15 protein-coding genes, 1 tRNA gene and 4 pseudogenes are annotated in these 14,410 nt (G+C 36.9%); 8 read left to right on the top strand and 12 right to left on the bottom strand.

Going from position 1 to position 14,410, the window contains the following annotated elements:
- Nucleotides 1-26: 26 nt before the first annotated feature.
- From TMATH_RS06990 to TMATH_RS07005, 4 genes are all read right to left on the bottom strand, one after another.
- Nucleotides 27-884: an aldo/keto reductase gene (locus TMATH_RS06990; RefSeq protein WP_013150421.1), complete on the bottom strand. Its 858-nt coding sequence runs from the start codon at nucleotides 882-884 to the stop codon at nucleotides 27-29.
- A gap of 131 nt (nucleotides 885-1,015) precedes the next feature.
- Nucleotides 1,016-1,399, bottom strand: a complete 384-nt coding sequence (locus TMATH_RS06995; RefSeq protein ID WP_013150422.1) for a nuclear transport factor 2 family protein — start codon at nucleotides 1,397-1,399, stop codon at nucleotides 1,016-1,018.
- Between the two features lie 21 nt (nucleotides 1,400-1,420).
- Nucleotides 1,421-2,626 (bottom strand): iron-containing alcohol dehydrogenase, encoded by a 1,206-nt coding sequence (locus TMATH_RS07000; RefSeq protein ID WP_041591704.1) that lies wholly within the window; start codon nucleotides 2,624-2,626, stop codon nucleotides 1,421-1,423.
- A gap of 164 nt (nucleotides 2,627-2,790) precedes the next feature.
- Nucleotides 2,791-3,786 carry an aldo/keto reductase gene (locus tag TMATH_RS07005; protein ID WP_013150424.1) on the bottom strand — a complete coding sequence of 332 codons (996 nt, stop codon included), beginning with the start codon at nucleotides 3,784-3,786 and terminating at the stop codon, nucleotides 2,791-2,793.
- Nucleotides 3,787-4,031: 245 nt separating this feature from the next.
- On the opposite strand from TMATH_RS07005, the gene TMATH_RS07010 reads away from it, so the two are divergent.
- The 3 genes and pseudogenes from TMATH_RS07010 to TMATH_RS07025 all read left to right on the top strand — a co-directional run.
- On the top strand, nucleotides 4,032-4,235 hold the full coding sequence (locus TMATH_RS07010) for a peptide deformylase (RefSeq protein WP_041591654.1): 204 nt from the start codon (nucleotides 4,032-4,034) through the stop codon (nucleotides 4,233-4,235).
- Nucleotides 4,236-4,252: 17 nt separating this feature from the next.
- Nucleotides 4,253-4,567: a hypothetical protein gene (locus tag TMATH_RS07015; protein ID WP_157629582.1), complete on the top strand. Its 315-nt coding sequence runs from the start codon at nucleotides 4,253-4,255 to the stop codon at nucleotides 4,565-4,567.
- Between the two features lie 549 nt (nucleotides 4,568-5,116).
- Nucleotides 5,117-5,839, top strand: a pseudogene (locus TMATH_RS07025) (IS110 family RNA-guided transposase); the annotation flags it as partial.
- Nucleotides 5,840-5,920: 81 nt separating this feature from the next.
- On the opposite strand, the gene mscL reads toward TMATH_RS07025, so the two are convergent.
- Entirely contained in the window at nucleotides 5,921-6,289 is a 369-nt protein-coding gene (mscL, locus tag TMATH_RS07030; RefSeq protein ID WP_003869602.1) for a large conductance mechanosensitive channel protein MscL, read from the bottom strand.
- Between the two features lie 127 nt (nucleotides 6,290-6,416).
- Nucleotides 6,417-6,761, bottom strand: a pseudogene (locus TMATH_RS07035) (sulfite exporter TauE/SafE family protein); the annotation flags it as partial.
- Between the two features lie 358 nt (nucleotides 6,762-7,119).
- On the opposite strand from TMATH_RS07035, the gene TMATH_RS07040 reads away from it, so the two are divergent.
- Together TMATH_RS07040 and TMATH_RS07045 are read left to right on the top strand one after the other, a co-directional pair.
- Nucleotides 7,120-7,584: an RNA polymerase sigma factor gene (locus TMATH_RS07040; protein ID WP_013150427.1), complete on the top strand. Its 465-nt coding sequence runs from the start codon at nucleotides 7,120-7,122 to the stop codon at nucleotides 7,582-7,584.
- Nucleotides 7,585-8,544, top strand: coding sequence for a sigma factor regulator N-terminal domain-containing protein (locus TMATH_RS07045; RefSeq protein ID WP_013150428.1), 960 nt, complete (start codon nucleotides 7,585-7,587; stop codon nucleotides 8,542-8,544).
- Nucleotides 8,545-8,587: 43 nt separating this feature from the next.
- On the opposite strand, the gene TMATH_RS07050 is transcribed toward TMATH_RS07045, so the two are convergent.
- Nucleotides 8,588-9,859 (bottom strand): stalk domain-containing protein, encoded by a 1,272-nt coding sequence (locus tag TMATH_RS07050; protein ID WP_013150429.1) that lies wholly within the window; start codon nucleotides 9,857-9,859, stop codon nucleotides 8,588-8,590.
- A 177-nt stretch (nucleotides 9,860-10,036) separates the two neighbouring features.
- Here TMATH_RS07050 and TMATH_RS07055 point away from each other — a divergent pair.
- A tRNA-Trp gene (locus TMATH_RS07055) sits at nucleotides 10,037-10,112 on the top strand.
- Nucleotides 10,113-10,247: 135 nt separating this feature from the next.
- On the opposite strand, the pseudogene TMATH_RS07060 reads toward TMATH_RS07055, so the two are convergent.
- Nucleotides 10,248-10,430 (bottom strand): annotated as a pseudogene (locus TMATH_RS07060) (PspC domain-containing protein); the annotation flags it as partial.
- Nucleotides 10,431-10,621: 191 nt separating this feature from the next.
- On the opposite strand from TMATH_RS07060, the gene TMATH_RS07065 reads away from it, so the two are divergent.
- Nucleotides 10,622-11,038, top strand: a complete 417-nt coding sequence (locus TMATH_RS07065) for a secondary thiamine-phosphate synthase enzyme YjbQ (protein ID WP_003869608.1) — start codon at nucleotides 10,622-10,624, stop codon at nucleotides 11,036-11,038.
- A gap of 23 nt (nucleotides 11,039-11,061) precedes the next feature.
- Here the strand turns inward: TMATH_RS07065 and TMATH_RS07070 are convergent, their stop codons facing one another.
- Together TMATH_RS07070 and TMATH_RS07075 are read right to left on the bottom strand one after the other, a co-directional pair.
- Entirely contained in the window at nucleotides 11,062-11,682 is a 621-nt protein-coding gene (locus TMATH_RS07070) for a TraR/DksA C4-type zinc finger protein (protein WP_013150431.1), read from the bottom strand.
- Between the two features lie 15 nt (nucleotides 11,683-11,697).
- Nucleotides 11,698-12,009 (bottom strand): DUF5665 domain-containing protein, encoded by a 312-nt coding sequence (locus tag TMATH_RS07075; RefSeq protein WP_012995414.1) that lies wholly within the window; start codon nucleotides 12,007-12,009, stop codon nucleotides 11,698-11,700.
- A 218-nt stretch (nucleotides 12,010-12,227) separates the two neighbouring features.
- Here TMATH_RS07075 and TMATH_RS07080 point away from each other — a divergent pair, with 218 nt between their 5' ends.
- Nucleotides 12,228-13,409 carry a trans-sulfuration enzyme family protein gene (locus TMATH_RS07080; protein WP_013150432.1) on the top strand — a complete coding sequence of 394 codons (1,182 nt, stop codon included), beginning with the start codon at nucleotides 12,228-12,230 and terminating at the stop codon, nucleotides 13,407-13,409.
- Nucleotides 13,410-13,444: 35 nt separating this feature from the next.
- Here the strand turns inward: TMATH_RS07080 and TMATH_RS12210 are convergent.
- Both TMATH_RS12210 and aroF read right to left on the bottom strand, forming a co-directional pair.
- Nucleotides 13,445-13,567 (bottom strand): annotated as a pseudogene (locus TMATH_RS12210) (peroxiredoxin); the annotation flags it as partial.
- A gap of 50 nt (nucleotides 13,568-13,617) precedes the next feature.
- Entirely contained in the window at nucleotides 13,618-14,400 is a 783-nt protein-coding gene (aroF, locus tag TMATH_RS07085; RefSeq protein WP_083768302.1) for a 3-deoxy-7-phosphoheptulonate synthase, read from the bottom strand.
- Nucleotides 14,401-14,410 lie beyond the last annotated feature (10 nt).

Raw genomic sequence — 14,410 nt, forward strand, 5'->3', positions numbered from 1 at the left:
TTTAAAGTCCTTTCAGCTGTAATAACTTATCTTTTTAATGAACAAATCCATTTAACAACTTCAGGGTCCCTATGTGAAAAGAATGCACTTTCCTTTTTGTCCAGTATCGTAATTTTCTCCATATCCTCTTGACTCAATTTGAAGTCAAACACGTTGATGTTTTCTAACATCCTCTCTTTTCGAACAGTCTTGGGAATCGTGACAATGCCTCTCTGAATTAGCCATCTGAGAATCACCTGTGCAACTGTTTTGTTGTATTTCTCTGCAATGGATTTGAGCACCTCATTGTGGAAGATGTTGTTTTTCCCTTCTGCGAAAGGAGCCCAAGCCTCAGGCTGTATGTTGTATCCCTTCATGAATTCAATATCTTCATGCCTTTGGTAGAAGGGATGTATTTCAATTTGATTCACAGCAGGAACCACCTTATGGTGAACTATTAAATCCATCAAACGATCTGGTTGGAAGTTACTTACGCCTATTGCCCTAACCAATCCTTCATGATAAAGCTCCTCCATAGCCCGCCAAGCACAATGAACATCGCCAAAGGGTTGATGAATCAAATAAAGGTCGATGTAGTCGAGCTGAAGCCTTTTAAGCGATTTTTCAAATGCTTTCTTTGTAGACTCGTAGCCTGCGTCTTGTATCCATAGTTTTGTAGTAATGAAAAGTTCTTCCCTTTCCACTATTCCTTCTTCGATAGCTCTCTTCACAGCCCTGCCAACCGCTTCTTCGTTCATGTATGCAGCTGCTGTATCTATTAATCGATAACCTACCTTGATTGCATCATAAACACACTGTTCACATTGCGCAAGATCTGTAATCTGATAAACTCCGAAGCCCAGTATGGGCATCTCAACACCGTTGTTTAAAACTACCTTTTGCATGGAAATCCCTCCATTTTTTATTTATCAAATACTTTTAAAAAGCGGGCAAAATCGGGAATCTATCCCCCTCGATATCCGAAACCATGCGGCCATCCTTCCAGCACATGGGATTTCATTGTAACCCCCCTTTCTTATGGAGTAAGCAGTCTTGTGAATGAGAGTGATGCTAATTTCCAAATATCGTTTTGTTTCACATACACTTCTGTGACTACGAAAGGATTGGTAACCTCATTGCCACCAACGACAGCTACTAACCGAATTTTGTTCAAAAGGATTGCTGTTGTATCTCCAATGAACGGTACCGACACTTCTTGAATATCCACATCTTTGTAATGAATCCTGCCGCTTCGAATGACATCGAGTTCCTGTTCTTTGGAAAAGGTTGCGCCCATATGGACAAAGACAGCCTTTTCGTGAAATAGAGAGTCTAAGGATTCTACTTTACATTCTGACATCCAGCGCCACTTTTCTTTAGAAAGAGAGATTAATTCTTGTACAAATTTATCGTTGCTCATCACTATCTACCTCCTCCTTAACTACATTGCCATACGTAGTATTTCGGCAATATCCTCTCTTGAGAGAGGGGGACGACCTGGAAGTCTTCCTTCTTCATCACAAAGAACTTCCAAAGTCTTATCAGCCCAATAGGAAAGCATTTCTTCGGTAACATCTCCAATTCCTAATTCGGACAAGCGTGTAGGACAACCTATTGAACGCAAGAACTCTTCAAACCTACCAATACCCTCCATAGCAAGACCCAAATCATCTTTGCCCAGTGCCGTCAAACCAAAGATTCGCTGAGCAAACTGTGCAAAACGTTCGGGACGGAACTTCGCAGCAAAGCGCATCCATGCTGGGTTCACTACTGCCAGCCCTGCTCCATGGGGGATATCGTACAGTGCGGAAAGTGTATGCTCTATCATATGCACTGGATAAGGAGCATTTACCCCTGCTTGAACCCAACCATTCAGGGCAACAATTGAAGCCCACTGCACTTGTGCACGCGCTTCTATATCACTTCCATTGCTAACTGCTTTTGGTCCCCACTCTAAAACTGTAAGTATAACTCCTTCAGCAAATCTATCTTGAATAGGAGTTCCGTCTATACCATTAAAATAACCTTCTGTCACATGCGTTATTATGTCGCAAGCGCCATAAGCTGTATGAGCTTTAGGAACTGTTATGGTAAGCTCAGGATCTACAACAGCTACTTTTGGATATAGAACTTCAGTTTTAATAAAAGTCTTCAGTTTTTCTTTTTCATCATCAATTGTTATTACAGCACCGCAGTTCATTTCAGAGCCCGTTGCTGCAAGCGTTGGAACTGTTATAATTGGAAGGGCTCGCTCCGGCAGCTTGGGCACTTTCCCTGCCCGCACAAGCATATCCTTAGGATCGCCTTCATAAAGGACTGAGGCTGCAATTACTTTTGAGGCGTCCATGACGCTACCGCCACCCATACCTATAACCACATCACAAGCTTCTTTTTTTGCCAGCTCTGCAGCGCGCACCACAGTTGAAAGACGTGGATTTGGCTCAACACCAGAGAATTCCACCACTGAAACACCCGCTGTTTTCAGGCTGGATACCGCTCGGTCAAATGCTCCGCTTTTCTTTACACTTCCTCCACCAATGACAAGCAATGCTTTTTTACCATATTGACTAACTACTTTCCCTAACTGTTCTAATGAACCTGCACCAAAGATTAGTCGGGTTGGATTATAAAATTCAAATTTCATTATGGGTAACACCTCCATTATTAATTTTATGTGGCATTTACGCATGTTTCTTGAGTAGATAAAACTTATTTAGAATTTCTCAACAAAAGGATTTTTTATTTTGCTACTGTTACTTCTTTGTTATCTGTCCCACAAACCTGCATCCTCCTACATCCATTATAAGGAATTTATCGATATGTCATCTTTTCTGCCTCCTCAGGATATCTTCCACCCTGGATAGGAATTTTTGACAGTGCTTCATTTATCTCTTTTAATTCTTCTTCAGTAAATGTTATAGACACAGCACCTATATTTTCCTTAAGTCGCTCAAGCTTCGTTGTACCAGGAATTGGAACAATCCAAGGTTTTTGTGCTAAAAGCCAAGCTAAAGCTATTTGTGCAGGAGTTGCTTGCTTTCTGCGGGCAATTTCCTTTATAAAGTCAACAAGAGTAAGGTTTGCCCGTATTGCTTCTGGTTGAAAACGAGGAATACTGCTACGTATATCTGTTGAATCAAATTGAGTTTTCTCATCTATAGTTCCTGTAAGAAATCCCTTCCCAAGCGGACTGTAAGGAACAAAACCAATACCCAATTCCTCACATGTTGGTAGTATTTCTTCCTCAGGTTTCCTCCACCATAGAGAATACTCACTTTGAATAGCAGCAACTGGACAAACAGCATGAGCTCGGCGAATAGTTTCTGCACTTGCCTCTGACAATCCAAAGTATCTTACTTTCCCTTCCTGGATTAGGTCTTTTACTGCTCCAGCTACCTCTTCAATGGGCACATTCGGGTCAACACGGTGTTGATAGTAAAGATCAATCGCGTCTACCCTGAGCCGCCTGAGAGAACCTTCTACAGCTTTTTTGATGTGCTCTGGTCGGCTGTTGAGTCCTTTCCATCCCGGTCTCCCGTCAGGATATAAATCAAATCCAAACTTGGTGGCAATCACCATCTCGCCCTTGAACGGCTCCAGAGCCTCCCCTACAAGTTCCTCATTAGTGTACGGCCCATAGACCTCAGCGGTATCAAAAAAGGTAACACCCAGTTCTACTGCCTTGCGAATGAGCGCAATCATCTCCTTTCTGTCGGGAAGAGGATTCTGGCCAAAACTCATCCGCATACATCCCAATCCGATTGCTGAAACTTCAGGGCCACTTTTTCCAAGTTTTCGTTTTTCCATATGTAACACCTCCTATTTTTACCTACAATTAAAATATACATGCTGGAGTTAACTCCAAGTCAATACCTTTTGGAGTAAATCTTAGCAGCTATCCTGGGGCCTACTTCTAGCTTGCTTTTTTCTACCGCCAGCCGTGAGAATACCCCCGAAACTAGACCCGCACCTGCCCAAACCATTGGGCCTACTTGTTATCTTACTTTTCCCCACATCTGGTACCATTGGAATTGGAAATGAGGCGATACTGGATGGCCGCTGAGATTGCAGATATCTTCAGTCCTATTGAAAGGAGGCACAGCATAGTGAGCAAGGCGCAGGAAATCCCTATTCACCCCGGAGTTTGGACTTACAAGGATATCGTAGCGGCAACCTTCCAGCACGAAATCGACACAATTGATTCAGTTATATCCTTCCATAATGAGGATGTTTTCCGCATTATCCTTACAACCTGAAGAACTTGAATTTCGGCATGGATGACGAAGAGGAACTGACTACCGTTTACTTCACGCTCTGTCATTTGAAGGCCCGACTAGAAATCCTGAACGCCGCGCTGACTCTGGTAGACGACGAAGCTACCCGGGGTACTACCGCTGAAGAGATCAACTTTTGGAACCAGTTCGTTACTCTATTATTGGAAAGGGTTCAAAGGAAAATTGTTGGGGCCGGTCCAGAAAAAATACCCGTTGTAACTCAGCTCGAAATACAGCAGCAAATTCAGCGCCTGTGCACGCTGCGCTTTACAAGAGAGTTGCAGGGTAGCTGGTTTGACGGGAGTGGCAACTGACGACATTTAGCAGTGCTGGCGTTTGCCACCCAAAATGGCAATAACAGCGAAGAACGCTTGGGTGACACTTACCGTTATCTTCATTACCTAAAGGCTCAGTTGGAACTCATAAACGTTGGATTGGGGATACTGGGAGAACCCCCAAACTTGGAGCTTTACAGTGATGTAGCTAGTCGGCTTCGTTTGTGGAGAGCCATCGTCAACGCTGCGTTGGAACGAGTAAGTGCGGTTATCGCTGACTAGGCCGGCAAACCTTTTCATGCGAAGAAGTCCTGTCAGATAAGAGAGGCTCACCGGGGCCTCTTATTTTTTGTGCTGACAAATTCCGACAAAAATTTTAGTGGCCCTCTTTTAAGTCCTTGGGAAGTACACGATAATTTTAACAGTTTCAATTCCTTATAGACAGACTCCAACGACCAGGTGCACCACAGATTGTTGCTCCCTCTACGGGAAGCACGCAGGATAGAATAACCCATTATGGTTGTTGCACCAGCTTTTCAATTTTACAGTCGCTATCGTTCAAATTTTAAAAAAGGAGCTGGTTCTTTTATGGATTTAGTTTATTCTCACGTTTGCGGATTAGATGTCCATAAAAAGAGCGTCGTATCTTGTATAATAACAGCGGAAGGTAAAGAAATCCGCACTTTTTCAACTATGACCGATGACCTTATTGCATTAAAAGAATTTATTAAAAGCAAAGGTTGTAATGTTGTTGCTATGGAAAGTACCGGTTCTTACTGGAAACCTATCTACAACCTGCTGGAGCTTGAGGATATTAAAATTCTACTCGTCAATGCTAAGCATATTAAAAATGTTCCCGGCAGAAAAACTGATGTAAAAGATGCTGAGTGGATAGCAAGTCTTTTGCAACATGGCCTCTTGCAAGGCAGCTTTGTCCCAGACAGAGAACAAAGAGAGCTTCGCGAACTTGTCCGCTATAGAAAAAGCCTCATTGAAGAAAAATCAAGAGAACTTAATCGCATACAAAAGGTTTTAGAAGGAGCTAATATCAAACTGTCTTCGGTAGTCTCTGATATCAACGGGGCATCCAGTCGTTCTATACTTGAGGCTATTATAAATGGTGAAGAAAATCCCGAAACCCTGGCTGAGCTTTCTCAAGGCAAGCTAAAAAATAAAATGGATGAACTAAAACGCGCTTTAAAAGGCTTGATCAATCATCACCAAAGAATGCTTCTGGAAATACAGCTTAGACATATTGATTACCTTGATGAAGAAATAGCAAAATTAGACGAAGTACTATTTTCTAAAATTGAAAAAATAATTTGTCGTCGATCCTCAACATTTTTTACATTATCTTAGGTCGACGACAAATTTATATTAATCAATATTACCTTACTTTTCCTTTAATACCTCTAATATTTCTCTTAAAAGTTTTACTTCCTCTGATGGTTCAGGTGGTGTTTGTTCTTTTTCTTTTGCTTTTCGCTGTCTAATAGCATTCATAGGAGCTACTATGAAAAAATATATGGCTGCAGATACGATAATAAAGTTAACAACAGCATTAAGGAAATTACCTATGGCTATTGGTCCTAATTTAAGGGCAGAAAAATCAGGAGCTCCAAATATTGCTCCAATCAGTGGAGTTAAAACATCCACAACTAATGAATTTACTACTTTGTTAAAAGCTGCACCTATTATTACAGCTACTGCTAAATCCAAAACATTTCCACGCATAATGAATTCTTTAAACCCTTTTAACATATTTTCCTCCTTTCAACAAGTAATTAATTGTCCACCCTATATATCCCTATCACAAAACTTTTATTAGAAAGAAGTAGCAAATCAAAATGTTTTTTGCAAGAAGAAATTACCTTGCTCCTCCATAATCCTATACTCCTCTAATCCAAAACACTATTGCCAATATAATTCCCCATAAAATTACAAAGCTTTTTACTTTTTTGCTATCAAACTTTTGCGATATCTTAGCTCCCAAATATCCTCCTAAAGCAAATCCTATCATGAGAATAATAGCAAAAGGCCATTCTACTTTTCCACTAAAAAGTAAAACTAAACCGGAGGTGATATTTATAAAAAGTGAAAGAACATTTTTTATACCATTTGCCGTGTGTATGTCAGTAATACCTGCTATTCCCAACGTTGCCAGCATTAAAATGCCAATTCCTGCTGCAAAATATCCTCCATAAAGAGAAGTAAGAAATTGAAGTATATACATCTATCCCTAAAAACTCTTTCATCTTTTCTTCACTAAAACCATCCATAGGCGTTGTAGCAGCTACCTTAAGGACTTCTTTTATAAAGTCATCGGATATTTCTTTTGTAGGGTCAAAAAATTAATCCAGAATTACAAAGCTAACCTAAAATTGGTATGCCAGTTTTTAAAAAATGCCGATAAGAGATTTATATTCTCTATAAAAGTATGAAATCCTTCCTGCCTTTTTAAAAAAAGCTTTAGAACAAGCTCTTTTGAGTTATAATCGAAATAACAACGAATTTTTGCATATTGTTAATTTGTTTACTTTTTCATCCCCCAAACGTCTTTATTAATGAAAAGTCATAAGGAGGAGGGGTTAATGTGGCAGGATTTGTACAAAGCTGCATTCTATTATTTACTTAAATTGGGTGTACCACAGGCTGACGCTGAAGACATTGCCCAAGAAGCTCTGCTTTCCACATACTTGAATTTAGACGGCATTCAAGAAGGAAAGCTAAAAGCTTATGTTTTGACTGCGGCGCGAAACAAATACACTGATTATCTGCGCAAAACCAAAAAAGATGTGATAGTTTCTATTATAGATGTCTTTCCTCAAAGTACCTTTTCAGAGTTTCAACAGATTGAAAATAAAGAAGTGATAAAAAAAGCAGTTAATAGGCTTACTCTCAATGAGCAAAAGCTCTTTTACCTTAAATTCATATTAGAAATGTCAAATGAAGAAATTTCCTCTTACTTGAAAACCAATTCTAATACAGTAAAGACAATGGTATGGAGACTCAGAAAAAAATTAAAAGAATATTTAAAAGAGGAGGAGAAAAGTTAAATGGGATCAGATTTAAATAAGCCAATAACCGATATATCTTTTGACGAAAAAACTTTTTTGTGCAAAGCTCGTTTTAAAAGCATACTTCGTATAATAATAATTTCTTTAATTATCGCCATAGGTGTTTTTGTATTAACCACCATAATTCCCGAAATGATGCTGCAGAATCAAGAAAACCGCATAGACAGCTTTTATCCGGATATTGTTAAATTTACAGAACCTAATACCTTCGCAATTTCAGGAGAAAGTTATAATGTCAGGCTATTCGGGCGGCAAAAAGAATATTATCTTTTAAGGTTAATAGGAAATAAGCCTTATCCTGCCGGAATAGTCACAGTTGATTTTGATATCTGGGGAGGAGAGCAATTTAAAGGAGACAAATCTTTTTGTGTTATCGAAACTGACCACATAATCCCCTATTCCGAAATCTCCACAGTCATACCAGAAGGTACAAAAGAATACCTTGCTCCTTATGCCGTGCCAAAATTAAAATTTTACAATCCAGCAGTAAAATACGAAAAAGTTATAAGAGAGTTTGATGTACTAAAAAATATACATAACAATAATGTTGTTGAAATGGCTTTATCTTTTGACAGGCCTTTAACTTTTAGCGAAATTAAAACTATTATACCTGAGGATTTAAAGCTAATGTGGGGTGCCGTTTTAGTTTACGAAGAAAAAGATTATAAGCAAAGAAGCTATCTTGCAGAAAGATTGGTTGGAAACCCATATGTTAATAGCTCTAATGGCGAAAAAGAATTTTTAAAAGAACTGGAACGACTTAGCAATGTACAAAGTTATTCTTCAACCAATCTAAAAAGGACAGTGAATTTCTTAAAGAAAAACGGGATAAAATACTACGGCGTCGTCGTAGTGGGACACCCCGAATCTTTGCAAGAACTATCTTCTAATTCAATTATCACAGGAGCAGTTCTAGGAATAGTAACAGAACCATATTAAATTTCTTACTAACATTTTTTCACCTACATAAAGAGGTAATATACTACTTATAATCAAAATATTTTTCCAAAAATTTTTCTTTATCCCAGCTATGGTCTTTTGCTAACTGCTCCTCTGTTACATTGAAATAATCATACCTAACATCATCACCTTGGTCTGGAACAGGGTCATCCCATGTAACATCTACGTAACTGATTTTGCCGTCAATTCTTATCATATTCCAAGCATGAGGCATAGACCCATTATAATTAAAACCTGTACCAGCTACTCCAAGGCTATCAATCCCAGCTAATTGAGCAAGTAAATTAAAAGCTGCAGCATATCCTTGGCACACCCCTACTCCTTTTATCAAAACTCCATAAGCAGTATAAGATTCTGGTGGTATAGTGTTATTTATCAAATTTTCATAATCATATTTAGTATTCTTTACAATGTAGTCGTGAATTGCTTTGACTTTATCTATATCAGACATATCCGGTTTTATTATTTGGCTAATAATTTCTTTAGCTTTAATATATACTTCATCTTTCATTTTTTCCAATTTATCTTTAGGATATATATATTCAAATTTTATACTTACTTTACTTATGACATTGTTAAAACTATTTGCAGAAATAGTCCACTTATTGGCATAGCCAATTTCAGGATGATGTGCCAATACCAGATCTACAATATCCGATATACTGTTTAATATATCATTAACTGTACCACTACTTCTTACAGAATTGTAGAAAGAATTGCTAAGTGTAAAAGTTATCTCATCTTCATTGTTTTCAAGAGCATTTTTAATTAAAAGATACAAATCTTTTTTACTGGTTATATGAGAAGATGAAAAGGTCTTAGCTTCGTCAATTGCATTTTTTGGTGCAGTTATTGAACTTACCCTTGTTCTTTGGTTGGAAGAATTGATTATTATGTGCCCATTATCGTATATTACTTCATCTCCAAGGGTTTCACCAACAAATCTTAAAGGCACATAGGTATAGCCGTTTATAATTTGCGGCGCCACTACTAATTCATAACTTTTTCCATTAACTTTTGCAATTTTGTGGCCAATTATAAATTGTACAGTCGTTTCGCCGCGAAAGGCTGTAACCGTTTTAGTCTTCTCTTCCCAGTTTACCTTAGCACCTAATGTTTCAAAAAATGCCCGCATAGGAACTAAAGTTGTGCCGTTTTTTATAACAGGCTTTTGTTCAAAAACTACATTTTGTCCATTAATTGCAATTGTTATATTTGCCGCTTGTGCCGAAATAGGAATCAATATAGAAAAGGCTACAAAAACTAATAGTATTAAAGATAACTTTTTAAGCATTATATATATCACCTCTGAACTTTCTAAAGACTAATATTAAACTATACAACAATATTTCTCTTTAATAATTATACTAAATCTCAGAAAATCAGAAAACTTTCTTATGAATAATTCAACAAAAAAAGGACATAAATTATTGACGAGGGTTTGTTTCCTATGTTATAATAAAAAGCGCGCAGGGGAGTAGCTCAATTGGTAGAGCAACGGTCTCCAAAACCGTGGGCTGCGGGTTCAAGTCCTGTCTCCCCTGCCATTATTGAAAAATCAATGTTTGCAGGCAAACTAACCCTCTCAAAAAATTCGAAGTTGTTGGGAGGAGTTTTATTATTCCTAAATTGCTACCATTCAGAAATTTAAAACTAATAAACTTATCTTAACGTTAATTTTACGGTTCTTCTGGTATAATTATCCATGCAATTAAATAAGCTAAAAGTCCAGTTCCACAAAATATTATTAGAAATGCCCAAATGAGTCTTATAATTGTTGGGTCTATATTAAAATACTCTGCTATTCCTCCACATACGCCTCCTATCATTCTTTGTGTTCTTGAACGATAAAGTTTTTTTGACATTATACACACTCCCTAATTTTTTATTTTCTTCTCTAATACGACCTTAATATGACCCTCAAATGTCAATTTTTTGTGGCTTTTTTACAACACCTCTTCCTCTTAAAATTAATATACCAGAGTATAATTACTCTTGCAAACAATTTATTTGTGGTAAAATATAATTAAAAATAATCAATGTGGGAGGTATCATCGTGAAAAGCTATAGAAAAGAGTTGTGGTTTGAAACAAAAAAGAGAAGAGAATTTATAAACATTACACCTCTTATAGAGGAATGCGTTAGGGAAAGCGGAATCAAGGAAGGGCTTCTTTTATGTAATGCAATGCACATTACCTCAAGTGTTTTTATTAATGACGATGAACCAGGCTTGCATAAAGACTTTGAAAATTTCTTAGAAAAATTAGCTCCCGAAAAGCCCTATGACCAATATTATCATAATACTTATGAAGACAATGCAGACGCTCATTTAAAGCGTACAATAATGGGTCGAGAAGTTGTAGTAGCTATAACAGATGGAAAATTAGATTTTGGCCCATGGGAACAAATCTTTTACGGTGAATTTGACGGAAAAAGGAAAAAAAGAGTGTTGGTCAAAATTATAGGTGAATAAAAAATCTCCAGTTTCCCGGAGATTTACAAAGTCCTTTTATAATCTTCATTGCTTATCTTGTCAGTTTCCTCTACATAGCCAGCATTTTCATCGTCATAGACATCGTCATAATTGTCCAAACCACTTTTTGTCTTATTAAACCGTGCAACCTCTTGGTAAGAATCTTCTGCATCAAATTGAATTTCACCTTTTAAATCCTTATACCCCCATCCAAAGGGGTATTTTATCATTCTTTCTTCATTAGGCCTTGAATTTTTTAAATCTTTAAGTTCTAAATCATTATTTTTAGCACACTCTACACAAAGAGCAGTATAAGGAAGGGCTTCTAATCGTTCTTCTTCAATTGGCTTATGGCAGTGAGTACATATCCCGTAAGTACCCATTTCCATCCTCTTAAAAGCCTCTTCTATTTGGCCTAAAATATGTTTTTCGTTGTCTTTAAGAGCATAGTTTTTCTCTACTTCATAAACTTCAGAAGCAAAATCTGCCGGATGATTATCCAAAAGAGAAAGTTCTTGATAATACTCTCTCTGTGCAATTCCGCCAACGCCATCATTGTAATTCATTTGATTTATAGTGCTTAAGGCCTTTTCCTTTTCTTTTAGTAGTAATTGTCTAAAGTGTTCCAGCTTTTCGCTATCCATTAGACCAACTCCTATCTAATATAACTTTTGATTTACAATCTTAACTATGTCAGCTATGATACTGCCAATTAGAGGTAAATTTAATACCACCAATTTTTGAAGTATATAAAGAACTATCGCACCAAGTATTGTAAAGCCTACTGCTATTCCAAAACCTCTTGCTACCCCGCCTATAAAGTTTAGCCACAAAAGCCTATAAGGACTTTGCATAAGCTCGACGTAATCAGCAATTTTCATCTTCTCAATCATCTCTGACATTTGGTCCAACTGCTTTTTTATTGCAGTTAACATAATATCATTATTGTTTTTATATTCGTCTTTATTCAAGACTTTTTCCTCCCCACATTTAATTTTTCCAATATTGTTTTCTTTATTACTGTAAAATAAAGCCTTTATAAACGTTTATTTATTCATTAGAAAAAATATGCAAGCAATTTTGTATAATAATAGTTTACCTCAAAATGTACTTCAAGTGAAGTGTCGTTGACTTTTAGTTTTGTACATATTATCATTAATTTAAAGTACAAATTGTGGGAGTTGATAAAATGGATTTAAGTTTTAAAACAAAAGTAGTACATACTGGAAACTACATAAATAAAGAAATTCCTCCAATGCCAAAAACTCTTCCTATCTATCAAACTTCTGTTTTCACTTTTGATACGCTGGAAGAAGTTTACGATTATCTTGGTGGTAATCCTTCAAGGTATATGTACACAAGACTTGGAAACCCTAATCAAACAGCAGTAGAAGAATTAATTGCCAGTTTAGAAGGTGCAGAAGCAGGACAGTCTTGTTCATCCGGAATGGCGGCAATTTCTTCAGCTTTGTTGGCAGAAGTAAATTCAGGAGACCACATAATCGCCGCAAAAGATATTTACGGTGGTACAAACAGTCTTTTTAATGCAGAATTTAAAAGACTTAATATTGATGTAACTTTAGTGGATTTCTCCGATTTAGAAGCTGTTGAAAAAGCTATAAAACCAAACACTAAAGTGATATACATGGAAATCATGACAAATCCTCTAATAAGAGTTTTTGACGTAATAGAAGTTGCAAATATCGCAAAAAAGCACAATATAAAATTGTTTGTTGACAATACTTTTACAACCCCTTATTTGATAAAACCAATTGAATTAGGAGCCTATGCTGTAATACACAGTGCAACAAAATACATTAACGGCCACAGCGATGTCATTGCCGGACTTATAGCAGGCAATAAAGAATTTATCTCACGTACAAAAAGAATTACGCAAAACTTTGGCGGTTCAATGAGCCCCTTTGATGCATGGCTGACTTTAAGAGGAGCAAAAACTCTATTCTTAAGAATGAGAGAACACTGTAAAAATGCAATGGAATTGGCTAAATTCTTAGAAAGTCATTCCAAAGTCAAAAAAGTATATTATCCTGGACTTCCTTCTCATCCCGACTACAGTGTTTCAAAGAAGCTGTTTAAAGATGAGTTTGGAGGTATGTTAAGTTTTGAAATAGAAGGTGGAGAACCTGAAGTAGATAAGTTTATGCAAGGACTTAAACTTGTTAAATTTGCTCCTTCACTGGCAGGAGTACAAACCATGATAACTCATCCAAAATCCACGTCCCATAGGTCTCTCAGCAAGGAAGAATTAAACGCGTTAGGAATTTCAGAAGGGCTTATAAGAGTTTCTGTTGGAATAGAGGAGATAGAGGATATTATAAAAGACTTTAAACAAGCTCTTGACAAGATATAAGAAAAAAAGTTTAGGGCTTTCCCTAAACTTTTTTCTATTTCATCTAGCGCTTTTAATACCTCTTCAACGTGTCCATCTACTTTTACCCTTCTAAATATTTTCCTAACAATTCCTTCAGAGTCAATGATAAAAGTTGACCTTTCTAAAATTATTTTCTTTAGATAATCATTATTCTTTATCCAAATTATATCTATTCTCTTGAAAAATTTCAATAGCTCTTTATCCCTCTCATCAATTCTTCAAATTGGGAAAAATCAAGGGACTGTTCTCCATCAGATAAAGCTTTATCGGGCTCAGGGTGGATTTCTACCATTATTCCGTCTGCGCCAGCAGCTATTGCAGCCTTCGTCATTGGTATAATTAAGTTTCTCTTTCCTGTACCATGGCTTACATCTGCAATAATAGGCAAATTTGAAAGCTCATGAATTACTGGAATAGCGGCTATATCTAAAGTATTTCGCGTATAAGTTTCAAAAGTCCTTATACCTCTTTCACACATAATGATGTTGGTGTTTCCTTCAATTGCAATATATTCCGCTGCATAAAGCCACTCCTCATATGTGGCTGAAAATCCCCTTTTTAACAAAACAGGCTTTTTGGTTTTTCCTACTTCTTTGAGAAGCGAAAAATTCTGCATATTTCTTGAACCTATTTGAATAACATCCGCATATCTTTCAACAATTTCAACATCCCTCACATCCAAAACTTCAGTTACAACAGGCAAATTAAACATATTGCCTACATTCTTGAGCATTTTAAGTCCATCTATCCCTAAACCTTGAAAAGAATAAGGAGAGGTGCGGGGTTTATAAGCTCCTCCTCTTAAAGCATTTGCGCCACAGCTTTTAACTTTTTCTGCTGTTTTTACTAGCATTTCTTCATTCTCAACAGCGCAGGGTCCTGCTATTATTAGTTTATCTTTTCCAACAATTATATCTCCTATTCTTATCAATGTTTTATTATTTTTGTTGCCAATTATTTTAAGGTCCATTTTCATCACC

Origin of the sequence: Thermoanaerobacter mathranii subsp. mathranii str. A3 (assembly GCF_000092965.1) — a bacterium.
GTDB lineage: Bacteria > Bacillota > Thermoanaerobacteria > Thermoanaerobacterales > Thermoanaerobacteraceae > Thermoanaerobacter > Thermoanaerobacter thermocopriae.

Excerpts from the sequence above, each read along its gene's own strand:
- TMATH_RS06990 (WP_013150421.1), bottom strand. The coding sequence starts at position 884 with ATGCAAAAGGTAGTTTTAAACAACGGTGTTGAGATGCCCATACTGGGC.
- TMATH_RS06995 (WP_013150422.1), bottom strand. The coding sequence starts at position 1,399 with ATGAGCAACGATAAATTTGTACAAGAATTAATCTCTCTTTCTAAAGAA.
- TMATH_RS07005 (WP_013150424.1), bottom strand. The coding sequence starts at position 3,786 with ATGGAAAAACGAAAACTTGGAAAAAGTGGCCCTGAAGTTTCAGCAATC.
- TMATH_RS07010 (WP_041591654.1), top strand. The coding sequence starts at position 4,032 with ATGGCCGCTGAGATTGCAGATATCTTCAGTCCTATTGAAAGGAGGCAC.
- TMATH_RS07015 (WP_157629582.1), top strand. The coding sequence starts at position 4,253 with ATGGATGACGAAGAGGAACTGACTACCGTTTACTTCACGCTCTGTCAT.
- mscL (WP_003869602.1), bottom strand. The coding sequence starts at position 6,289 with ATGTTAAAAGGGTTTAAAGAATTCATTATGCGTGGAAATGTTTTGGAT.
- TMATH_RS07040 (WP_013150427.1), top strand. The coding sequence starts at position 7,120 with ATGTGGCAGGATTTGTACAAAGCTGCATTCTATTATTTACTTAAATTG.
- TMATH_RS07045 (WP_013150428.1), top strand. The coding sequence starts at position 7,585 with ATGGGATCAGATTTAAATAAGCCAATAACCGATATATCTTTTGACGAA.
- TMATH_RS07050 (WP_013150429.1), bottom strand. The coding sequence starts at position 9,859 with ATGCTTAAAAAGTTATCTTTAATACTATTAGTTTTTGTAGCCTTTTCT.
- TMATH_RS07070 (WP_013150431.1), bottom strand. The coding sequence starts at position 11,682 with ATGGATAGCGAAAAGCTGGAACACTTTAGACAATTACTACTAAAAGAA.
- TMATH_RS07080 (WP_013150432.1), top strand. The coding sequence starts at position 12,228 with ATGGATTTAAGTTTTAAAACAAAAGTAGTACATACTGGAAACTACATA.
- aroF (WP_083768302.1), bottom strand. The coding sequence starts at position 14,400 with ATGGACCTTAAAATAATTGGCAACAAAAATAATAAAACATTGATAAGA.